Genomic DNA, 23,041 nt, shown 5'->3' on the forward strand with positions numbered 1-23,041 from the left:
CGTTTTTTCTTTTATCGAGTTTCAGTGAGAAAAGTGAGATAAATCACTCAAATTCGGGTATAGTGCACGGCTAAATTTTTAAAGCTATTTTAAGTGGTTTGTTTAAGGAATACGCTCAATGTCATTTTCATCTCAAGGTTTTGCGCCAGAAGTGGTTAAAGCACTGGCAGAATGCGGTTATGAAAAGTTAACGCCAATTCAACAGAAGGCGATTCCAATGGCTCGTAAAGGCCATGATATTTTCGCTACAGCACAAACAGGTACTGGTAAAACTGCAGCGTTTTCATTGCCTATGATTCAACAGCTGCTAGACAGCGGTCGTACTGCTTCTCGTAAAACTGCTCGTGCACTTATCCTGGCACCAACGCGTGAACTGGCAGAGCAGATTGCTGACAACATTAAAGCGTACACCAAGTACACAGACCTATCGGTTGTGGCTGTATTTGGTGGTCGTAAAATGTCTTCACAAGTTTCTGCTTTAGAAAATGGTGTCGATATTCTGGTTGCAACGCCAGGCCGCTTGGAAGAGCACATCGAACAAGGCAACGTTTCTGTTGCTAACCTTGAGTTCCTTGTTTTTGATGAAGCTGACCGTATTCTGGATATGGGCTTTATTCATGCTGTTCGTAAGATCATGTTGGACGTTGATACTGATCCGCAAATCATGATGTTCTCGGCAACGACTTCAAGCCAGCTAAATCTGTTAGCGAAAGACATTTTGCGTAAACCAAAACGCATCGAAGTAGAGCGAGCAAATACTACCGCGCACACTGTTGCTCACGTACTTTACCCAGTCGATCAAGAACGTAAAACAGAACTGCTTTCTGAACTGATCGGTCGCAAAAACTGGCAACAAGTTTTGGTGTTTGTAAACTACAAAGAAACCGCAAATGATGTGGTGAAAGAGCTGAAACTTGACGGCATCAAAGCAGTAGTTTGTCACGGTGACCGTGCTCAGAGTGCTCGTCGTCGTGCGCTAGAAGAGTTCAAAACGGGCAAAGTTCGCGTCATGGTAGCAACGGACGTGGCAGCGCGCGGTTTGGATATTGAAGATCTACCTCACGTAGTGAACTACGACATGCCTTTCCTTGCTGAAGATTACGTTCACCGAATCGGCCGTACTGGTCGCGCGGGTAAGCAAGGTCATGCGGTTTCGTTCGTAAACCGAGATGAAGAGCTGACGGTTGTTCAAGTAGAAAACCTCATTCAGCAACGCATTCGTCGTATCGAACTTGCGGGTTATGAGCCAAAACAGCGTGAATCTTACATCGAGAAATTGAACTCGAAACCGGCGTTTAAGAACCGTCAAGGTCGTCGTAATAACCCTAACCAGTCTGCGACAGACCAAGGCTCAGCAGAGCGTCGTCTTGCAATGGTGAAGCGTTTGAAAGCGCGTCGTGGCACGAACTAAACACTGTTAGATAATTATATTCGTTTGTAATAAAAAGAGCCCCTCAATTGAGGGGCTCTTTTTATTTGCCGTCTAGTGTTGGTTTAAGATGCTAATTTAAGCCGAGCATATTCGGCTCACCACGATAGATAATGCGATCGTTTCCACGGTGAATACCAAACGTGACTATTGTTGGCGGGTTTTCTTCTTCGGGAGTCGAAGTTTCCCAGTCGTATTTGAGCCAAGGAAGTTGGTTGCCTGAGTGATCTAGATTTAGGCTGAACTGAATTTGTTCTCTTGCCGCGTCAATTTGGCTTGCAATGATGTCGTTGGTTCTGCCAACACTCATCTTAGCAACACCAGATAACTGGGCGTTATTTACCGGCGCGTTCGACCAAATAGGCGTGCTGGTGTAGTACGCTCCATTTGCGGTTGTCGAGTTGTCATCGAAGTTTGTAACAAATCTACCGTCTTGCCACACCTCTACGTCCAATGGCACTTTGATCTTCATGCCCTGATTTCCGCCAACATCCTTAAAGTTCAAACGACCAAAACGAATGTCTGGCTGCTTCGTCAGAATTTCACCGCCATCGAAGAAGTTCACCTCATCAACCACGTGAGTAGTCACTAAGCCAATTTTACTGCTCTTGCTGTTTGCACCGCGGTTGAACGGGCCATCAGGGTATTGACCTTTAGTTATATCTTTCTCCCAACACGGGCTGTTGTGACACGTTGCATTTGTAGATGCTTTTTCAATCACAAACTGACCGATACTGGCATCGCCGATGCGCTTCCATTCTGCCTTTTGTGGTGCTGGTGGCACAAAACGATCTTGGTATCCGCCAAGCTCTCCTAAGTAAAAATGCTGTTGTAAACTTGGCGCAAAATGGGCGTAGTTTTTTACGTCCTCTTTGTTTGCGTTTAGCGCAACCACATCGTAGGTAACTTTCTCAAACGGTTGATTCATGTATACAAAGCCTTGGTTTTTAGGGTAAGTCCAATCTTGACTTTGCACTTTGTAGTACTTCGGATAGAAACGTCCGATATGGCGATAACCTTCGTTAACCTTCATGCCAAAATACGTACTGTCGAGGTTTGCTTTCACTTTCAAGCTGCCGACTTCTGCCCAATACAATCCGTTAAAAACGAAGCGATGGTTCTTGGCTGATTGGTGTCCTTGAGTTAACGCATAATTACTTTTCAACAGCGTCGAGGTTTGGTTTGCCGTGTCTAATGGCGAGTGTTGCTCGCTCGACAAAACAACCGATGTTGCTGGTGCGCCATCATGCATAAAGTTGGTCGTGACCAAAGCATCACAATAAGCTGATGAGTCGATAGGATCGCTGATAGAACCCCCTTTTTGCCAGATGACGGGTTTCACCGTTAACGAGAAATATTCGCCAGCGGCAATGAACTTATCACCTTGTTCGGATGTGCCTGAAGGCAAGGTGTTTTGGTTCTCACAGATCGCCAAGGTCCATGGTCGCGAGTACACATTAAACTTGCCTGTTACTTCAACTGTGCCGTCGTCCGGACACTCTGAAAATCCTTTACATTCGAATTGGTCGGATAACGTCACCTCGAACAGTCCGGATTCGTTAGTAATTAAGCCATGTTCCGATAATCCGTCTTTGAACTCAGCAGAATAACTAAAATCACCTTCGCTTCCACCGAGAGGTTTAATCAAAGGGTGAACTACTTTGGGTTTACCATTGTAATTGCTGGCAACGACGGGTTCTCCTGTGGAGGCACAAGCGAGCAGACGTGTATGAACATTTTCTGGTTTACCAGCGATGACGCGAATTTCATTCAGTGTCCGTCTTTCATTTGAATACGCTTCGAACATAAACGGCGTAAACATGAAGTTGACTGTTTGCTCCTTAGCGGAGTCTCCGACCATCGTGAAAGTCAGATAGTAATTGGCGTCTAATGCGATCTTATCGATGTCGTTTGGAACCACACGAACAACGAGCTCACCATTATCGTTAGATTGAAACTGGTTTTCAGTTGAGGTCGGTTTCCCTTTCACTACCTCTAGCGTGAACAAGTCGGGATCAGACAATATTGCCATCACGGGTGCGCTGACTACTTCATCGTTGTTGGTTGTGATCGCTGTGAATTGCGGGAGATCGTCACCGCACATCAACGCCATGTCATCAGATGGTGTCACCGTCAGGCCCAAGTCATCGTTACTTGGAGGCAACATGCTACACTCAGGCGGCGGAGTTGCGGTGCTCGGACAAATGGAGCTCGAGTAATCACAACGTGATTGGCCAACACCGCAGAACTGAGAATACTTGCCAGTTACACTATGAGGGTGCGAACTTCCCGGCGTTTGTTGGATTTCGCCGCAAACCTGACTTCCAACACCTTGATTAAAGTTTAATGTCTGGAAGTACTTAATCGCAGTATCTTTCGCGTAGAACGAACCGTTCAGTGCGGCAGATGCACCTTTGGACTCCGTCGTGCCGTAAACCGCCATATCATCAATAAGCAGAGAACTGTGCGCCACAATATCACCGACGACGAAATGTTGTTGGAAAGGGTTATTCGTCTTGAGATGCAATTGATGGCCTTTTGATTCAATGGTGCCACAAACGTTAGCATTGAATATATCGGTCGTACTGTGAGTCAAAATTTTACCAATAATGGTGTTGTACTCACCGTCAATATGAAGCGTCGACCCCGTTAGCTCTATATCCCCATCGATGAGAACATTATGCAGTTTTGTTGGGTAGGCCGACAGAAGGTCACCATAAATAACAGTGTGTTTGTTTTGGTAATCTTCAATGCTCGAAGCTTGCGCATTGTTAACCTTCAACTCGACTGAAAGCGAGCGAAGTGAGATGCGTTTATTAGGCTCACCAATTCGGTTATTGCCCTCTAAAACAATGCCTTGATGAGCTTCTAGTATGACTTCATTCTCAGGTGAAGAGGAGATGATGGAATCACCAGCGGGTAATACGATCTTGCCATGGCAAAAAAAGGTAGTGTCTGTTCTTTGAATATCAAAAGAACTATGAGTTGAGCATATTTGGTTTAGCTCAGATGGTTTCGCAACGTCATAAACCGTTGCTTGTGCTGTTAACGGCATCAACATGGCCGTAGCAATAACGCAGTAAAGACGCATCATTAAGTATCCTAAATCTCGTGGAACTGAATGACATCAAGCGAGAGAAAATAAGTGTCTCAGAGAAATAGCGGCTAAATATTATTAGAAGAACCGCTTACTTATTGAACTATGGGGATTTTTATTTCGTATGTCATACCATAGTGATGTAAGGATATTAGAACTTAGATGGGTTGTTTGTTCAATAGATAAATGTGACATTAGTCGCATTGATGGTGTAAGTATTTGTTAGTAAATGATAATAAAAGGTGAGGCTCTACCAGAATAAGGCCAAGTGACGGCCTTATTCTGTACAATGATTCGCTACGCTGCGTGGTCGAGTAGGGGAGCCATCTGATACAACTCCTCAAGAATGGCTTTGGTTTGTCGTGAATACACCAATCGGTCACGGTCGCCTACAAGTTGAATCGCTTTTACCTTACCAGATACCAAACACAGCCTTAATGTTCTCAGTACCATTTGAATATCCAGCGATGGCGTACCTTCAAGATTGTTTTTCGTTGATAGCGAACCCAAATCTATCGTCACAATGATTTGGTCACAGTGATCCAAATAATTGCTGATTTGCTGCTTTACGTGGTTGCGATGTCTGAACGTAAACTCACGATCCGTTACCCAATCACAGCCTTGATCTTCGGCGTATTCCAAGGTTTCTTGTTTCGTGTCTTGCTCGCTTACGCCAGCAAAAAATAGCCGCACATTTTGATAGCGAGAAAGGGCAAAGTGAAACGCTGAACCCATGCGAGGTTCAAGCGTCGGCTTTAGGCTCATCTTATGGCCGATATTCACAATGCCCACTTCATCGCGGTACGACACAACGACAGGAAGCATCGATAAAATGGCTTCCGTGCAGTTAGAAACCAACACAGGGATAGAGTGGCGAGAAAGCGATAGGCTCAATGCTTCCTGAAATTCACCACTCTCTAATTTTGAGTGAGAAAAATGACCGAAGTTCGCTGCAGTCGCGTGATCATGTTGTTGATACAACCATTCGCTCGCGTTTTCCAAACTTTGGTCTGCTAATTCAAACGCACCTTTAGACATAGGGGCTAAGTGTTCGCAAACCGTCATAAAAGAAAAAGGATAATGATGCGGCTGCTTTGGTGTGTGATGAAACTTATAGCGTTTGAAAAAGCTTAACATGTTGAATTACCTTTCTGGTGGTAGTGCCCTTGCCGCCTGCAACACATGCAAAATAATGCGCTGCTTATCCTTTTCTACTCGGTGTGCCGGAGCCATAACCGAAACTGCGCCAACCAGCTTACTTCCTTTCATGACTGGCGCACTGATACCAGAAACACCAGGGTCAATCTCGGAGGTACTTACGGCATAGCCGTTCTTTCGGATTGTGGCGAGCTCTTCTTCCCATTCGTCTAAGCGATGATCTTGGCTAAAGTAACGTAAGATCTTTTCGCAACGACTTTGAGGCATAAAAGCCAGCATCACTTTAGATGAGGCGCCACGAAGCAGGGGTTGACTTTGACCCTGGACGAAGCTGCATCGTAGCGCCTGCATACTTTCTTTTTGTCTGACACAAAGCGCTCGATAACCCGATGGCACCATGTACGCCGCCATTTCCCCCGTTTGCTGTACCAAGCGCGCCAAGATGGTTTCAACCATATCAAGGCCGTGCTGAGCGGTTTCATAGCTGTGCATCAACAGTAAGGCTGCTGGCCCAACAACAAACGTCTTGTCGTGCACACTTTCTTCAATCAAGTTCCATTCTTTCAGCAGTTTTAGATGTCGATACAAACTGCTTAATGGAACGTTCAATTGTTCGCTGAGTGTTTTCGCAGAGACTGGGAATTGGCTTACCGCAACTTGCATTAATAATTGCAGTGCCTTTTCGTTTACCTGATTAGCGTTGGCTTTGTTTAATGTCATGAGAGAGTTGTAACGTGTTAAAAGATATAGGACAAATATAATTCTTAATCACTGAGAAAAGAAAAATAATTTTTATGAGTAATTCTCACTTAGTGAGAAAATGGTAGTGAGCGGTTAAATATTAAAGAAAACTTGAAAAGAGGATGTCTCACCTTTGAGTCTCGTGCCACTAAACTGGAACTTAAACAATTAAGATTTTGTTTTATTTGCGAGAGTAGGAGGTGTCTCGCATACTCAATAAATCTAATGAATAATATTGTAAACGTGAGTTGCTGGTGGGTATCGTTTTCTCGATACCATCTGAGTCAATCGGTTTATAAAAGGTCGCTTTTATATGCTGAATAAAATGCTTCTTAAGAAAGCTGCTATCTTTTTTCTGCCACTTCCTTTGGTATTTGCGGAGGTTTTGTATTTGGCACACGAGAGTGTGCAAAGTAACCTCGATCACTTGCTCGAAAAGAACATACAAATCGCGGATGAAATTCTCTTTCAAATTGAGACTGAAAACCGAACTGCGCTTATTCATCCAGAACGGTGTGAGCAGTTGCAGCAAAACCTGATGTTTGAGCGAGACATCGATGAAATGCTCATTGTCAAAGGCGATGAGATCATTTGCTCATCGAAGCTTGGACACTTATCCAAACCGCTTTCTGAATACTTAACCTTCAGGCCCAATCATGCCTTAACCTTCGGCCAGATAAACGGCTTAGATGAGCCATTGCTGCTAGTGGTGACACAAGGGCAGCAGGCATATAAAGCCATCACCATCATTGATAGAGACTATTTTGGCGCGACAATTGGATTTAACAACGATTTACGCCTCAAGCGGTCAGCTTTGTTTATTCATGACGACGTGGTGCCCGCTGGCGCATCCAGAAAAGGTACAAACCCGATTGCTTTTAATGAATCTAAGGTGTTTGAATACCAAGCGCTCGCTGAAGCTAGCGATTTATTTGTCGAGCAAAAATTGATTTCTTACATCATCTATTCAGTGCCTATTATCGCGATGATTTATCTTTGCTTATACGCGTTAAACAAGTTTGTCGATCCACAAAGAAACCTTTTAGCAGAACTAAAAAAAGCACTGAAAAAAAACGAGTTAACCTTGTATTACCAGCCTCAAGTTGATGTTGAAAGCGGATGCGTGTTTGGTTACGAAGCGCTGATACGCTGGGAGCATCAACAAAAAGGTTTTATTGCTCCAGATGAATTTGTTCCTGCGGCAGAACAGAACGGGTTAGTATCGTTGCTGACTGATTACGTTTTAGAAAAAGCGGCGGACGATTTCTCCAAACTGACGTTTACTCATCCGGTGCATCTTGGTGTCAATGTGCCTCCTGGTTACCTTGTCGGTTCTCATGTAATAAGAAAACTGCAACTCATTCACAGAAAGCTAAGTGAGAATAATGTGTCGCTCGGCATCGAAATTACGGAGCGTCAGTTGATCAATGGGGAAGCAAGGAAGCATATTGCAGCGTTGCGCGTGCACGGAATTGATGTACTGATCGACGACTTTGAAACTGGGCAAACGTCGTTAGCTTTTTTGCAGCACATGAAAATTGATTATTTGAAGATCGACAAGTGTTTTGTTGAAACCATAGGCATTCAAAGTGTGAGTGCATCCGTATTGAATGCCATCGTTCATTTTGCGGACGAGCTGCAAGTGAAGTTGATTGCCGAAGGCGTCGAAACGCCGGCGCAAGCAGAGCATTTGAAAAATATGGGAGTGCAATACCATCAAGGCTACCTGTATTCCAAACCTTTACCATATTCCCTGCTTGCGCAGCAGCCGATTTCCTAGCTCTTGTTACGCATTACCAGTGATGAATTTGAGCGCGATAACACTGCGCTTCGTCATCGAAGACAAACTCAAGATCGTTTTTGATGCTCGCAAGGCTGTCTTCTTGGTAATGGGAGACGTAAAGCAATTGGCTGAGATTTTCACGTGCAATCAGTTCCAACGTGTTTTTTACCAAGCGTCGTCCTAAAAAGTCGAGACCTTGATAAGGCTCATCCAAAATGAGTAGCGTTGGCTGCTTCACTATAGCGCGCGCGATCAACAGCAAACGTTGCTGACCGTATTCCAACTGTTTGAAAGACGTCTTTTCGTAGTGACGCATGTGTAAGATATCAAGCCACTCTTTAGCTACGTCAATCTCTTTACGCGAAGGCTGATTATACAAGCCAATCGAGTCGTAGAACCCAGACAGAATGACCTCTAACGCGCTGCAATTCACTCGGTATTGAAGATGCAGTGCAGAGGAGACCATGCCAATATGCTGTTTTATCTCCCAGATGCTTTCGCCAGAGCCTCGTTTCTTGCCGAAGATGTGGATGTCGTTACTGTAGCATTGTGGATGATCGCCAAATATCAGCCCCAATAACGTACTTTTACCACAGCCGTTTGGCCCTTTAACTTGCCAGTGTTGTCCTTTATCTATGCGCCAATTCAGGTCAGTGAAAATACGTTTTTCAGTGTATTCAACTTGGCCATTTTTTAGTTCGAAAATAGGATCATCGAAGTGCGTAGAGTGTTGGTGACGTCGTATCAACCCCATCATCTCTTCGCTTTGTTTTTGGGATTGTGACTTGATTTGTTCGATTATCGGGTGGTTGTCCCAACTCTCTTTATTCATTGTGCTGTCAAGACTGCCGGCATTAAATAGCGCCACATGATCTATCCATTCTGGCATGTCGGACTCGCGAGAAAACGTAATCAACATCTGGACGGATTGCGAAAGCGAGTGCAAATAGGTTGCGAGTGAAGCGCGGTGGGCAACATCTAGACCGACAAAAGGATTATCCAGAAGCACAAGGTCAGGTTGGGTTGCCAACGCTCTAGCGAGCATGACTCGTCTGGTCTCGCCAGTCGATAAAACACGAAAACCGCTCTGTTTTAAATGGTGAAGGTCGAGCTCTTCAAGCAGTCTTTCCGCTGTTGCTGCATCTTGGCAGCACTCAAAAATCAAAGCATAAACGGTACTGCCTTGGTCGATACGATCGAGAAAATCGGTGTCGTCCTTTTCTAGCTCACGTTCAAGTAGTCGTTGTTGCTCTGAAAGCGATACTTGCGCGACTTTCAATTCACCAAGATCCAACGTCCCTTGTGTGGGTTGCAGTTCGCCACAAAGCAGATCGCCTAGCAGGGAGCCGATGTCTCCTTCTGCACTGAAGATGCCCCAAGAGTCATTGTTATCGATTGTCCATTCATCAATGGAAAGTGTGGTGGTATGTCCTTGTACAGCAAGCTGACTAAAGCGAATAGCCATTGTGTTTGTCTTCCTTGTTATTGTTGTATTGGACTAGTTATAACAACTAACCAAGGGCCTAAGGAAGGGGATATCAGTATTAATTTTAACCAAAGCAGAGATTGTTACGACCAGAAATGAAAGACTTATGTAACGAATCTGCTGTTCAATAAGTCGCGGTAATATTTCTATATAGTCATCATTATGCGTATGGATATTATGCTGCTACACTCATATGTGGCACTTATTTATTAAATGTAAGGATGCATGTATATGAGTGAAAAGGAATACGATTATCCTGCGAGCTACAGTCTCGTTTCCATAACCGACCCATCAAGTTACATCAAATATGCCAGTGCGCATTTTAATGAAGTTGCTGGCTTTGAAGAAGGAGAGTTGATAGGAAAACCACATAACGTTGTTCGCCATCCAGATATGCCTAAACAGGCATTTAAAGACCTCTGGTCTCATCTCAAAGCTGGGAAACATTGGATGGGAATGGTGAAAAACAGACGAAAAAATGGAGGATATTACTGGGTGGATGCGTTTGCATCGCCAATCAAATACAACGGTGAAATTGTTGAATACCAATCTGTCCGTTTTAAACCAGAACGTATTTATGTCAAACGCGCAGAGAAAGCTTACGCGAAACTGCGAAATGATAAAAAACCGCTTCAACTTTACCTACCTCGAACACGTCTTTGGATGAGAGCTGCCTTTTTCCTTTTTATTTCGAACTTTTTGGGCTTGTTACTTCTAGAGATGAATCAATCACCAATGGTGGCTTTCAGCGCAGCAGCGTTACTTTCGGCATTATCCATCTACATGTTGACCAGACCAATTGAGAAGCTGGCTAAACAAGCAAGACAGGATTTCAATAACCCGTTGATGGAGTACATATACTGCGGGAAAGTGAATGATCTTGCAGAAATCGAACTGGCTATGAAAATGAGGAAGCAGTTCGCGAACGCCTTGTTAGGCAGAGTAGGAGTTTCAGTAAAAGATTCCTGTGAAGAGACGAAAACGAATGCCGATAGCGCGGCGGATAACAGTGAGCGCGTTACTGAAAACCTAAGCGCGCAAAAAATCGAAATTGATTCTGTTGCAACCGCAGTGAATGAGATGCAAGCCTCGTCTTCCGAGATATCTCATAATGCTCAAGCAACCGCAGATGCGACGCTGAAAGCGCAAAACACCATGACTGATAGCCGCAATGTTATCGATAACGTTAACCATTCCGTTCTCGACCTTGTTGGCGAGTTGGGTGAGATTTCGAAAGTGGTGATGCGTTTGAATCAACAAACGGATCAAATAGGGACGGTTATTGAGGTGATTAATGGCATTGCCGAACAAACCAATCTTCTGGCATTGAATGCTGCGATAGAAGCGGCAAGGGCAGGCGAGCAAGGTCGTGGTTTTGCGGTAGTCGCGGATGAAGTGAGAACGCTTGCCAAACGAACTCAAGAGTCCACAACAGAGATCAAATCTGCGATTGAGAGCATTCAACATGGCAGTAAGTCTGCGGTTTCTGCGTTGGAGAAAGGCAACGAGATGTCTACAGGGACGGTGACTTTGCTTGGAACGGCGCTTGAGAGCATTCAGCAACTAGAGTCGTTGATCCAAGATGTTGTAGAAAGAAATCAACAGATAGCTGTCGCCATCGAAGAGCAGGTCTACGTCACGGATGAAATCAATGAGAACATCCAATCGCTCAATTTGAAATACAGCGAGTCGTATGATCTGATGACAGAAACCAACCAGATGAACAGCAGAGTGCAAAACTGTACGAATGAACTCTCTGACATGATAAAAAAATTCGCATAAGCAGCGGAAGTAAATGGCTTAGTGCTTCTCTAAATAAAGCATAGGGTAGGAGCAAATATGGTTACGCAAAATACCAACTTTTCCCCGGAGCAACCAAAACATGAAAAAGACGAGCAACAGAATGTAGCAATAGTTGAATTCAATAGCAGTGTGCTCAGCAGGCAATCGACAGATTTTTTGACTCATGAAGAGTTAAAAATGCTGGAAGCCGTGATAGGTATTGCTTTTTAGCTTTTCTCATCAATCGGTTGTATTAAAGCAATGAAAGTGAAAAGAAAGCCGTTGATGAACAACGGCTTTTTTGTCAATAAAATCTGTTGAAAAGTAGCGGGGAATCAACTGATTAAATGATACGTTGTTGATCTTCTAATACTTTAGATTTTATCAACGCTCGCATCGCTCCATGCCTTTTACAGTTCACTTTTCGTTGGTGGTATGCGATTTGATATTGAATAAAGCAAGCGCCAAAAGGGGAAGCAAAATGCTTAATATTAAAGGTTTTTCCCCATTTCTTTGCCAAAGATAGCGGAATGACTCCGATACAGTCGCTTTGAGCTACGTGGGTGAGAATACCCAAATAGTTAGATGCGATAGAATCGATATTGTTTGATTTGACGATTAAGCCCAAATGTTTTTCAAACTCAGTATCAAAACTCCATTTACTGGCAAGTACGCAATGTTTTTCGTCGCTTAACATCTCGGTGGAGATGTGATAGTCAATCCTTGGGTGACCGTTTCGACATATAACAACACAAGGCTCTCGACAAACGTCTTCCACTATAATTGACGCTTCTCTGCTTTCAATATCTCCCAGTAGTAAATCCGCTTCATTGCTGTAAAGCAGAGAGAATAAATGGTTTTCACTTAATGTTGACTCATGAAAAAAGACATTTTCAAGCTTGGATTGCTGAGCCGGATAGATATTTGAACAGTAAACATTGTAGGGAGCAGGTTGGGTGATCACGCTATCGATTACACTCAGCGCTTGTTGTAGTTGAGGTAGCCATTTCTGGGCCGTGCTGGTTAGCTCAATATTTCGCCCTCGTTTCGTAAATAACTTTGTGTTTGTTGTGCGCTCTAGCCGTTTAATGGAAGCACTTATCGCTGGCTGAGTTACACCTAATTTATCCGCCGCTTTCGTATAAGAAAGGCACTCGGTCACCACAATAAATGTATTGATTAAGTTTAGGTCAATGGCTTTGGACATCTTGAACTCGAGTAATGAATTGGTGGGGAAATCAACGGGAGTGCGAAGTGACTCCTGAGCCACTATTAACATAATGACTCAGGAGATTTATCGCTATTGAACGATAGAGGTTGTGACTTGTTCAATTTTTTGATTGAACTCGAATGGTGCTTGGTAGTCTTTACTCACCGCGCCACCTTCATCTTCACCAATACCCACGCCATCGTCGAGCGAGAACAAGCGGCTGTTTGTGTTAGGGATAAGTTTCTTCTCAACAAGCTTATCGTTCACGTAGAGATAAACGTTACCGCCTTTACCTCTGCCAGCGGCGTTACCTTTACCACCTTGGCCGTTCTCGTCGTAACGGAATGCCACTTTAATCTCGTTCTTGCCTTCTTTTAGTTTAGAACCAGAGACTTTAGTGTACTCGTAGGTTAACCAGTTATATTCGAAGGTTGGGACGCCGTTTTTCACATATAACGTCCAACCACCGAAGTTACCGCCTTGCGCGATAATCACACCGTTAGTCTTTGACGCATTGTCTGTTGAAATGTCCGCAACAATATCAAACGATTTATTTTTGATATTTAAGAAGGAGTTTTCAGGGATGCCTCTCGCACCTTCATAAAGCGTTAGGCTCTTCTTACCAAACAGAGCATCAGGTCGGCCCGCAATTTCTGCGTTCACACGTTCCATTGTGCGATCATCGATAGGGTAGACATGGTTTTTCTCTGCTTCTTTATCGAATAGCTTCTTCAGCTCCTCAAGCTTTTGAGGGTTAGATTTTGCTAAGTCGTTGGCTAAAGAGAAATCTTTCGTTGTGTCGTACAATTCCCATTTATCATCTTGTAGGTCTCTAAACTTAGTTGACCCCTCAGTTAAAGCCCAGTGAGTAACACGCGCTAGCCATCCTTCGTGATAGATGGCACGGTTACCTCCCAGTTCGAAATATTGAGGTTTGTGTCGTGTTTGTGCTTTTGTTTCCTTAAATGTATTAGTGAAGCTCACGCCTGCCATCGGGATTTGCTCAACACCATCGACTTCTTTTGGAACTGGTAAATTAGCGGCTTCTAGTACTGTCGGAGCAATATCTACAACATGAGACCATTGATCGCGCAAAGGCTGGCCTTTGTTATCGATTCCCGCAGGCCAACTCACGACCATACCATTTCGAGTGCCACCAAAGTCTGAAGACATTCCCTTCGTCCAAGTAAATGGAGAGTCACCCGCTACGGCCCAGCCTGAAGCGTAGTGTGGGAAACTATCGGGCCCGCCTAGCTTATCGATGTTTTCTAGCACGCGGTTAGGATCTTCCGTGATGAGGTTATAGAACGCCAGTGAGTTGAAGCTACCGTTACGGTTGCCTTCTGCGCTCGCACCGTTATCGCCGACAATGTAGAAGATTAAGGTATTATCGAATTCACCATTTTTCTTGAGTGTGTCGATGACTCGACCGATCTCATGGTCAGTGTGTGCTAAGAAGCCTGCATAAACTTCCATTTGGCGTTCGAAGACACGTTTTTCATCAGATGAGAGAGAATCCCAACGAGGCACAAAGTCTGGCATTGGTGGCAAAACCGTATCTTGTGGAATAATGCCTAACTTCTTCTGACGTTCAAACGACTCTTGTCTTAGTCTGTCCCAGCCCATTGAGAACTTGCCTTTGAACTTATCAATCCATTCTCTTGGGGCCTGATGAGGCGCGTGTGCGGCACCCGGAGCGTAGTAAGCGAAGAACGGTTGGTCAGCATTGTAGCTGTGCTGCAGGTTCAACCATTTAATAGTTTGGTCGGTCATATCTGCTGTGAAGTGATAGTTCTTTTTACGCGGCGTTTTAATGCGCGTATTACCGTCAATCAACACGGGTTGGAACTGGTCGGTTTCACCACCGAAGAAGCCGTAGAATTTGTCGAAACCCACTTCAGAAGGCCAAAGCGTTTGGTTACCTGCGGGCCCTGTCTCCCAAGCTGGAATTTCGTGGTTTTTACCAAACATTGCCGTGCTGTAACCGTTATATTTCAAAATTTTTGGTAGGGCAGCGATGTAGTTTGGTCGAACGCTTGTATTGCCAGGGAAAGCCGTCGATGTTTCCGCAATTGAACCCATATTATTTTGGTGATGATTGCGGCCAGTAAGCAAGGCAGTTCGAGTTGCAGAGCTTACGCCGGTTGTATGGAATTGGTTATAGATAAGACCTTGTTTAGCTAACGCATCAAGTGTCGGCATATCAACTGCGCCACCGAAAAGGGATGACTGACTAAAACCGACGTCATCTAACAAGATAACAAGCACGTTAGGTGCATCTTTTGGTGCCGCTATTCGGCGAGTTGGTTCGGGGCGCTGAACATCTCGCACGTCGAGTTGAGTGTAAGTTTGGGGCTCAATGTCAGGAATTGGGAGCTTTGTTCTATCTACCGTTCCTGCCGCAACCAAACACGGAGCGAGCGCTCCGGTGATGGTCACCGTTGTTTTCAAAATATCCATTTATTGATTACCTTTTATTAGAGGGTGTTAGGATTAAAGGGCCGTCTAATGCTTGCATGACATAGCTTGCTGGATAGCCATGAGCTAAGATCGTCGTCATTGCTTGCAAATACTTTTGTACTGAGCTGAAAAAATAGAAATAACCATCACAAAGGACGTTTTCATACTCACCAGTGTCGGAGAGATAGCGATGTTTTGGGCAACCGCCGTTGCAGAGAGACAAGTACTGGCACTGTTTACATCGCATAGATAAGCGGGATTCTTTATTGAACTGAAGTTCGTGATTCAACGACATCTCGTGTAACGATGTTTCGAATACATTGCCGAGTTTCGACTCCGGGTAGGCGATATGGTCACAGAAATAAACGTCACCATTTGCTTCAACGGCATAAGACGAGCCGCATTTTTTTGCATGAATACAGTTTGGAGAGGGGTTGCCAAGGTATTGTGTTAATGCCTGTTCGAAGTTCGAAATGAAGACTTTTCCCACATCTTGAGAAACCCAAAGATGAAATACGTCGGTGAGAAAACGTCCGTATTCTTTGGCATCAACAGACCAAGCGATAGGTTCGTATTTCTGAGGAACTGTATGGCGTTTGTCTGTCGAGAAAATCAGATTGCTACCAAAGTGCTGGCCACGAGCTTGCTCTGTTTGTGACGGGGAAGATTCGACAAGAGGTGAGAACTGAATATGTTTCACCTTATTCTTTCGGAAAAATGAATAGATAGCCTCAGCATGTTTGCAATACTCTTTGGTCACACATGCCAAAACGTTGTATTCAACGTTCATTTTTTGTAGAAGCTTTAATGCAGAAAAGCTTTCTTTAAAAGCACTTTTTCCTTGTTTGGTTCGGTATTTTTCTTGAAGCCACTCAGGCCCATCTAAACTTAATCCAACCAAGAAGTTATTTTCTCGAAAGAATCGGCACCAATCACTGTTTAATTTAGAGCCATTGGTTTGAATTGTGTTCTTTATTAATTTTCCGTTAGCGTATTGCTTTTGAAACTCAACAGCCTTTTCAAAAAAATCAATGCCTATCAATGTAGGTTCTCCACCGTGCCATGCGAACTCGACAATAGGCGTATCTTGGCTAGAAATATAATTTTTAATATAATTCTCTAGCGTTTCTATATTCATTGATTTTTTAGATTTTAAGAGCAGGTCCTTCTCTAAATAAAAACAATATTGACAATCATAGTTGCATTTTGAGCCAACAACTTTCACTGTAGTATGTAAACCAGCCATAAGGAATTCTTCTACTCCAACCAAGATGGAACTAGTTTAATTAATATGTTCTTGTCCACAATTGATAATAGTGATACTTGATACTTATCAAAATTGATATTATGTTTTTAGGGAGTGTTGTGAGAGAGTTTAGACATGATATTTAACTATAACTTACTGAAACCGTTGGCGTTGCTGTTGGAAACAAAAAGTATCACAGCAACAGCAAACCAAATGTCGACAAGTGCTTCTGCGGTGAGCCGAACTCTAAGAAGCTTAAGGGAAATATTTCAGGATGAATTACTTACCAGAAAAAACGGCAGGATGGAGCTAACGCCAAAAGCAATCTCCATACGTGCCAAACTCAATAATATTATTCATTATATTGATGAATTAACTGAGGATATGTCTTTTGAACCATCGACATCAGATATAAAAATCAATATAGCGATGAATAGTTACATCGCATATTGGCTAGCCCCAGAAATAATTCAATACTTTTCAGAGAACGCGCCGAATATAGAATTAACCATTGAAGATTGGAATGAGTTAACGCCAGATCGAATTAATAATCATCTCGTTCATTTTGGAATTCATTATTTTCCATTAAATTTAAATAAAAACTTGGTCCAAAGAAAAGTCGGAAAAGATATGTCGGTTATGGTCTGTAGAAAAGATCATCCAATTAATAACGAGTCAATATCCTTGGAGACAATCGCGTCTTATCCTCTGGCTATCCACTTGCAAAAGCATTGGAATGAGCGGCAAGATAAACTCTCAAGATTGCTGTTGAGTCACGGTATTGACTTCAAAGTAAAACTTAAAACGACGCATATCAATGTCATTATTAATGCCGTTGAGACGACAGACTTATTGTTTCCTTGTTCAATCTACATAGCAGAACAGTTGGGTGAAAAATTTAGCTACATTACTTCGAGCGATGAGGTGTTTCTACCGCTGCAAGAAAAAGAGTTTGGCTTTATATACGACAAGGCCTACAAAAACGATCCTATGATTGTGTGGTTACACAGTACCATTTCTAAGCTGATGAATGACTTTCTAGATGTGTATAACAAGAAGTTTGACAATAGATACGAAAAAAGCCGTTGATTATCAACGGCTTTTTTCTAAATGTGGCGGAGAGATAGGGATTTGAACCCTAGATACGCTATTAACGTATGCCGGTTTTCAAGACCGGTGCTTTCAACCACTCAGCCATCTCTCCGTTGCGGGACGTATAATAGGGAGTGGAGTAGTCGTTGTAAAGCACTGAATTACAATTGAAGTGCCGTTTGATGATTTTCTAGACGCCGATGTAATAGTGAGCAACACTGAAAGTGAGTAAAAACAACGCGAAACGCACCTAAATGTAGAGTTTTTACTTTATCCTAGTGCTAATCAATAAAATGGTGTTTTATTGTTATCTTTATGAAAAATAACAAATTATAGGCTTTGAGGATACATGTGTTCGCCCGAAAGTGTTTGCAACAGTTTGTGAACTAATTCAAAATTAACTGGTATAGCCAGTTGTGCTTAATTTTTCTAAGGGTGTTTATGAAGGTCACAAATCTATTTAAAGACAAAGTTGATGCGATTTCTGCTCATCAATCCGAGTTTATGAATTGGATGTCTCCAACGCTACGCGATTACTGGAGTGACTTTTTGGGTAAGGCACAAAACAGCTTTTTGTTTTCTAATGTGCGCGACCATAATCAGCCTGCAGTAAATGAAGAAGTGGCTCCTCAACCTGCGCCGATTGTTCTTCAGCCAGAAGCTCAAAAACTGTATGACGAGCTAAGCGGTAAGATCGGTGAAGTGATCCATACGGGTGACTGGGTTCATGTATCTCAAGAGCGTATCAATCAATTTGGTGCGGTAACAGAAGATATGCAATGGATTCATACTGACCCAGAGCGTGCATCTGTTGAATCACCTTTTAAAACAACCATTGCGCATGGTTTCCTGACGTTGGCTCTACTGCCAAAACTGACGGACTCAGTTGATGCGGATAAACCATTATTTCCGACAGCGAAATTGGTTGTGAATCTAGGTTTGAACCAAGTGCGTTTTCCTTACCCAGTTAAAGCTGGTAACAACGTGCGTGCAGTAAGTACACTAACTAAAGTAACGCCTATCAAAAAAGGTTTAGAGATCGAGCGTGAAATCAAAGTGGAAATTGAAGGCGTAAGACGCCCAGGTGCGGTAGTGGTATCTGTGATTCAATTGCACTTCTAAAAACATATTCGAATCAATAAAAAAGAGAGCATTTCAATGCTCTCTTTTTTGTTTTTACTGGTTAAAGTTTTTAACTGGTATGTACCCGTAGTCAGCAATGGTTTTTTGTCCCGCTTCCGATTTTAGGAACGCGACAAAGTCTTTGCCGGCTTGATCTAGCGAGTCGACTTTGTAAAGCACCAAGAATGGTCGAGCCAGTTTGTATTTGTGATTTGCGATGTTCGCTGCTGTTGGTTCAATCCCGTTAAACTGAATCGCCTTCACAGAAAGGTCTACAGACCCCACCGAAATAAAACCAATCGCACGTGTGTTATGGTTCACAATGGTTTTAACCATGCTGTTGCTGTTTACAACTAAGTTGTTTGGGCTGATATCAGAAACCAGACGGTCGTTAATGATTTTGGTGAGACCCAACAAACTTTCAAAGCTGTAGCGCGAGCCAGAAGATGCTTCTCGTGTGACAACTGCTATCGGTTGATCCGCGCCGCCGACTTCTTTCCAGTTTTTGATTTCGCCTTTGTAGATGTCAAACAGTTGTTGTGCTGAAAGGTTAGTCACAGAGTTTGTACGGTTCACAACAACGGCAAGGCCATCGTAAGCAATTGGAAACACATTCAAGTCTTCGCCTTTTTCGCTTTCTGTCAGATAGCGAGAGCTCATACCAAGTTTCACGACACCTTTGTTCACCATGGTGATCCCCGCACTAGAACCAATGCCCTGTACAGCGATGTAATTATCTGGGTGTGTCTTATTGTATTCTTCGGCGAGTACGTCCATCACGCGAGCAACGGAAGTTGAACCTGAAATGTTGACTTCTTTCGCCATAGCAGAAGGAAGGGAGACAGCCATGGCTAGTAAAGTTGCCACAGTAAAACGTAACATATTTAAACTCCATATACGGTATAAAGCAGCGCTTATGATATTGCGTTCAGGTTACACTTTTGTGAATCAGAAAAGATTGTTCGAATGTGAAACAGCAGCGTGTTTATCGCGTTATTTGAGCAAAGTGGTGATGTACGTAGTGTTTCCTCGGAGAGTGAGATGGTAATCTCTGAGAAGTCTGTAAACGGAACGTTGGTGAAGTCAGCCTTAAATGGCGCTTGGGTGTATACTAAAAACTACCTATCAGGAGAACGTCATGTCTGTTTCTCAAATGGCAACCAGCCGCTTATATAAACTGGTTCAGATTCTTTGTTCGGCGCGCAATGCGAATTTGCCGGTAGAGCAAGGAAAATGTCTTTATGAGCCAATTGAAAACGGCGTTGAACTTCACCATGCGCATTTCTTGCTAGATTCACAACACAGTGAATACACCTCGCCAATTGCAAAAATTCTATTTGATTCTCAGACTCAGCTTTGGCGCTTTTATGTTCCCGCCTCTCGCTCAGAAGAAATTCGATGGATTCCTTACAAAAAGTTGCCGCATAGTCACACGCTTGAAGATCTCCTTGCCGAACTTGAAAGCGATCCTCAAGCGTGTTTTTGGGAGTAGGGGATTAACCTCTTACTACCTGATTACGAAAGTCTTTAGGGGTGATGTTGTAAATGGATTTAAACGCGGTACTAAAGTGAGCAGCGCTCTTAAATCCAGATTCAAATGCGATTTCTGTTATCGATTTTTGTGAAACGCGCAGTTGTGTTGCCGCGTAGTTAATACGTTTTACTTTTAATATCTGAGAAAAAGAAAGGTTTTCAGCCGCAAGGCGGCGTTTTAACGTCGCAATAGACATGCTCATGTGCGCCGCTAGGCCTTCTAACGTTATATCCTTCTCAATGTTCTTTTCGATGTACTTAATGGCCTTTTGAGACGCTGTTAGGCTGCTTGCATCGTCAATGATCGAAAGAATGTCGGGCTGAACTTCCACCATAAGAGAAAGTAGCGCCATTGCGATGTGGCTCTGAGTGTAATCAGGAGCATTGCGACTGGCTAAGACCAATAACGTATTCTTAAGCTGTGTGATTTCTGAATTGGATTCTGGCGAGAAAGGGTAGAAGCGTCGGTGTTCTGCTTCTGAATGCAATCCTGGGTGTGCTTTCTTAAACTCGCAAAATAGGCTGATGTCAAAGACTAGCGCTACAGCTTTAAAACCATTCTCGCCAGGTATGGCTTCTGCACTTCTTAAGTCAGAAGAGTTGTATAGGGTAAAGTCGCCAGCTTGTAGTTCAAATTGTTCGCCATTTGGCTGGTGGACGACTAATGCGCCTTCTTCTACGACATATAAGCCGTTATGGGTGGCGGTGTAACGTTCACTTTTGCGAGCAGTGAAGTGGTTAAAGCGAATGATCTCAATGTTCGGCATATTCGTTCTTATCGTTTTCCATGACAAATAAAAAAGGCGCTCATTCGAGCGCCTTTAAACTTCATTCGGTATTATTCTTCACTTACAGTTTGTTCTGTTTGTGGTGCTGGTTGATCAGCAAATACCTGTGTTGGCTTTGCAACTAAACTGCGGTTTTCTTGGTTAACGTCCGCAAGAACGATTTCCAATGTGTCACCCAGCTTGTACACCACCTCTTTATCGATAGAGATTGTGCCGTTGTCGCCATTGCACTCAATTCGTTCTTTATTATCAAGAATCAGGGCACCAGGAATAAAGGCTGCTGCACCATTTTCGAGAAGTCGAACACGTGCACCAGCACGATTAATATCGAAAATCTCACCTGTGAAACAAGTTTGCTTGCTTGGTTCATCTGCAAGAGTGCGTGCGTATAGCCAATCAGACACGTTACGCTCTGCAATTTTGTGGTGCTTACGGTGCAGTGCCAGTTCTTCACCCACTTGATCGTCAGGTTTTTGTACTGGTTCTTTATCTAGAATCACCGCTTTTAGCATACGGTGGTTGATCATATCGCCGTATTTACGAATCGGGGATGTCCAAGTCGCATAAATGTCTAGACCCATCGCGTAATGAGGAAGAGGTTGGTTACCCACTTCACTGTATGCTTGGAACTTACGAATGCGGTTGTCTAGGTAAGATGTCTCTTGAACCGCTAACCAACGACGTAGAGCCGCAAAGCCTTCAAGCGTTGCAATCGATTCTGCTGTGAATTCTAGCGTACCCTCAGGGTTAACGAGTTGCACAACTTCTTCGATTTTCTCTGGTTTCAAACCTGCGTGAGTGTTGAATACGCCAGTTTCGAATTTTTCACGCAGTGTACGGCCTGCACAAATGTTCGCTGTGATCATCGATTCTTCAACAAGACGGTTTGCACTGCGGCGCATATCAGCGTGAATAGCGATAACGTCATTGTCTTCACTTAGCTCAAAACGGTAGTCAGGACGGTCAGGGAATACGACTGCGTTTTTCTCACGCCATTCTGCGCGAGCTAGAGAAAACTCGTATAGATCACGTACGATAGTTGCGATTTCTTCTGAAGGTTGCCATGCGTCAGAGTTGCCGTTTTCTAGCCAATCAGAAACGTGATCGTATGCTAGGCGCGCATGTGACTTGATGTTTGCAGCGAAGAATTTGATATCGTCACCAATCACACCGTCTTTGCTCACTGTTACGGTGCAGCAGATTGCTGGGCGGATTTCGCCTTCAATTAGAGAACATAGGTTGTCCGCTAGATCGCGAGGTAACATCGGGATGTTACGGCCTGGTAGATAAATGGTGTAACCACGCTCACGCGCGACTTTATCCATTTCGTCTTCAGGTGTGATGTACGCAGTTGGGTCAGCAATCGCGATAGTTAACTCAAAATCACCAGATTCTGTTTTCTTCGCGTACAACGCGTCATCCATATCTTTGGTTGATTCACCATCGATTGTGACGAAAGGAACATGAGTCATGTCGATGCGCTCTAGATCGGCGTCATCTTTTAATTCCCAGTTCTCAATGCCAGCAGGTTCTGAGTTTGGTAGATCGTTTTGCGCTAGCGTTACCCACCACGGTGCGATTTTGTCATCAGCGTCAGTGATTTTCTCTGAAATTTCAACGAAGAACGTGTTGTCGCCTTTTAGCGGGTGACGAACAAGATGTGCTACAACCCAATCACCTTCCGCGAAGTTATCAGGCTTTAAACCTTTCTTCAGTTTCGCTTTTAGAGACAATTTCTTTAGTTGAGGATGGTCAGGCACGACATTTAGCTTGCCTTTGAACATCTTTACTCGACCGATAAAGCGAGTAAGAGATTGTTCGATCAGCTCTTGTGGTTCTGCGACTTCACGTTCATTTTCAGTACGGATGATGGCCACGACTTTGTCGCCGTGAATGCACTTTTTCATGTACGCTGGTGGGATGAAGAAGCTGGTCTTGCTGTCCACTTCCAGGAAACCAAAGCCTTTATCTGTTGCTTTGATTGAACCTTCTTTTTTAGGCAGGTTTTCTTGGATTTGCTGCTTAAGCTGGGCTAATAGCGGGTTATCTTGAAACATCTTTTCTTAACTTACCAATGGAGTTGGCCACACTATAATCATTGCGGGCTATTATTA

At 43.6% G+C, this 23,041-nt stretch carries 17 protein-coding genes and 1 tRNA gene; 7 read left to right on the forward strand and 11 right to left on the reverse strand.

Annotation, left to right across the window (positions count from 1 at the left end):
• Positions 1 to 118: 118 nt before the first annotated feature.
• Complete coding sequence (locus DYB02_RS23165) at positions 119 to 1,411, forward strand: DEAD/DEAH box helicase (protein WP_005482719.1); 1,293 nt, start codon at positions 119 to 121, stop codon at positions 1,409 to 1,411.
• Between the two features lie 91 nt (positions 1,412 to 1,502).
• Here the strand turns inward: DYB02_RS23165 and DYB02_RS23170 are convergent, their stop codons facing one another.
• The 3 genes from DYB02_RS23170 to DYB02_RS23180 form a co-directional block, all read right to left on the reverse strand.
• Entirely contained in the window at positions 1,503 to 4,523 is a 3,021-nt protein-coding gene (locus tag DYB02_RS23170) for a DUF6701 domain-containing protein (RefSeq protein WP_029804872.1), read from the reverse strand.
• Positions 4,524 to 4,823: 300 nt separating this feature from the next.
• On the reverse strand, positions 4,824 to 5,663 hold the full coding sequence (locus tag DYB02_RS23175) for an arginase family protein (RefSeq protein ID WP_005482584.1): 840 nt from the start codon (positions 5,661 to 5,663) through the stop codon (positions 4,824 to 4,826).
• Positions 5,664 to 5,669: 6 nt separating this feature from the next.
• The gene (locus DYB02_RS23180; protein WP_005482748.1) at positions 5,670 to 6,404 is read right to left on the reverse strand and encodes an IclR family transcriptional regulator; all 735 of its coding nucleotides are present in this window, start codon (positions 6,402 to 6,404) and stop codon (positions 5,670 to 5,672) included.
• A 334-nt stretch (positions 6,405 to 6,738) separates the two neighbouring features.
• Here DYB02_RS23180 and DYB02_RS23185 point away from each other — a divergent pair, with 334 nt between their 5' ends.
• Positions 6,739 to 8,205, forward strand: a complete 1,467-nt coding sequence (locus DYB02_RS23185; protein WP_029862166.1) for an EAL domain-containing protein — start codon at positions 6,739 to 6,741, stop codon at positions 8,203 to 8,205.
• A 13-nt stretch (positions 8,206 to 8,218) separates the two neighbouring features.
• Here DYB02_RS23185 and modF read toward each other — a convergent pair whose 3' ends face one another.
• Positions 8,219 to 9,673, reverse strand: coding sequence for a molybdate ABC transporter ATP-binding protein ModF (gene modF / locus DYB02_RS23190; RefSeq protein ID WP_029804867.1), 1,455 nt, complete (start codon positions 9,671 to 9,673; stop codon positions 8,219 to 8,221).
• Positions 9,674 to 9,925: 252 nt separating this feature from the next.
• Between modF and DYB02_RS23195 the strand changes: the two genes are divergently transcribed.
• Both DYB02_RS23195 and DYB02_RS23200 read left to right on the forward strand, forming a co-directional pair.
• Positions 9,926 to 11,476, forward strand: a complete 1,551-nt coding sequence (locus tag DYB02_RS23195) for a methyl-accepting chemotaxis protein (RefSeq protein WP_005487868.1) — start codon at positions 9,926 to 9,928, stop codon at positions 11,474 to 11,476.
• 57 nt (positions 11,477 to 11,533) lie between these two features.
• Positions 11,534 to 11,707, forward strand: coding sequence for a hypothetical protein (locus DYB02_RS23200; protein WP_005482667.1), 174 nt, complete (start codon positions 11,534 to 11,536; stop codon positions 11,705 to 11,707).
• Positions 11,708 to 11,819: 112 nt separating this feature from the next.
• Here DYB02_RS23200 and DYB02_RS23210 read toward each other — a convergent pair whose 3' ends face one another.
• The 3 genes from DYB02_RS23210 to DYB02_RS23220 form a co-directional block, all read right to left on the reverse strand.
• Positions 11,820 to 12,683: a LysR family transcriptional regulator gene (locus DYB02_RS23210; protein ID WP_029862165.1), complete on the reverse strand. Its 864-nt coding sequence runs from the start codon at positions 12,681 to 12,683 to the stop codon at positions 11,820 to 11,822.
• Positions 12,684 to 12,776: 93 nt separating this feature from the next.
• On the reverse strand, positions 12,777 to 15,146 hold the full coding sequence (locus tag DYB02_RS23215) for an arylsulfatase (RefSeq protein ID WP_029804864.1): 2,370 nt from the start codon (positions 15,144 to 15,146) through the stop codon (positions 12,777 to 12,779).
• Positions 15,147 to 15,153: 7 nt separating this feature from the next.
• Positions 15,154 to 16,392, reverse strand: a complete 1,239-nt coding sequence (locus DYB02_RS23220; protein WP_029804862.1) for an anaerobic sulfatase maturase — start codon at positions 16,390 to 16,392, stop codon at positions 15,154 to 15,156.
• Positions 16,393 to 16,527: 135 nt separating this feature from the next.
• On the opposite strand from DYB02_RS23220, the gene DYB02_RS23225 reads away from it, so the two are divergent.
• Positions 16,528 to 17,481 carry a LysR family transcriptional regulator gene (locus tag DYB02_RS23225; RefSeq protein WP_029847424.1) on the forward strand — a complete coding sequence of 318 codons (954 nt, stop codon included), beginning with the start codon at positions 16,528 to 16,530 and terminating at the stop codon, positions 17,479 to 17,481.
• 24 nt (positions 17,482 to 17,505) lie between these two features.
• Here the strand turns inward: DYB02_RS23225 and DYB02_RS23230 are convergent.
• Positions 17,506 to 17,596, reverse strand: a tRNA-Ser gene (locus tag DYB02_RS23230).
• Positions 17,597 to 17,925: 329 nt separating this feature from the next.
• Between DYB02_RS23230 and DYB02_RS23235 the strand changes: the two genes are divergently transcribed.
• A complete protein-coding gene (locus DYB02_RS23235) occupies positions 17,926 to 18,606 on the forward strand; it encodes a MaoC family dehydratase (protein WP_005462115.1) in 681 nt (226 codons plus the stop codon).
• A 54-nt stretch (positions 18,607 to 18,660) separates the two neighbouring features.
• Here the strand turns inward: DYB02_RS23235 and DYB02_RS23240 are convergent, their stop codons facing one another.
• Positions 18,661 to 19,488: a phosphate ABC transporter substrate-binding protein gene (locus tag DYB02_RS23240; protein WP_005462121.1), complete on the reverse strand. Its 828-nt coding sequence runs from the start codon at positions 19,486 to 19,488 to the stop codon at positions 18,661 to 18,663.
• A gap of 256 nt (positions 19,489 to 19,744) precedes the next feature.
• Here DYB02_RS23240 and DYB02_RS23245 point away from each other — a divergent pair, with 256 nt between their 5' ends.
• Complete coding sequence (locus DYB02_RS23245; protein WP_005462123.1) at positions 19,745 to 20,098, forward strand: DUF3024 domain-containing protein; 354 nt, start codon at positions 19,745 to 19,747, stop codon at positions 20,096 to 20,098.
• 4 nt (positions 20,099 to 20,102) lie between these two features.
• On the opposite strand, the gene DYB02_RS23250 is transcribed toward DYB02_RS23245, so the two are convergent.
• Both DYB02_RS23250 and rnb read right to left on the reverse strand, forming a co-directional pair.
• The gene (locus DYB02_RS23250; RefSeq protein WP_015313061.1) at positions 20,103 to 20,906 is read right to left on the reverse strand and encodes a helix-turn-helix transcriptional regulator; all 804 of its coding nucleotides are present in this window, start codon (positions 20,904 to 20,906) and stop codon (positions 20,103 to 20,105) included.
• A gap of 71 nt (positions 20,907 to 20,977) precedes the next feature.
• Positions 20,978 to 22,984: an exoribonuclease II gene (gene rnb, locus DYB02_RS23255; protein WP_023585026.1), complete on the reverse strand. Its 2,007-nt coding sequence runs from the start codon at positions 22,982 to 22,984 to the stop codon at positions 20,978 to 20,980.
• Positions 22,985 to 23,041: the final 57 nt, after the last annotated feature.

This window comes from Vibrio parahaemolyticus (assembly GCF_900460535.1).
Lineage (GTDB): Bacteria > Pseudomonadota > Gammaproteobacteria > Enterobacterales > Vibrionaceae > Vibrio > Vibrio parahaemolyticus.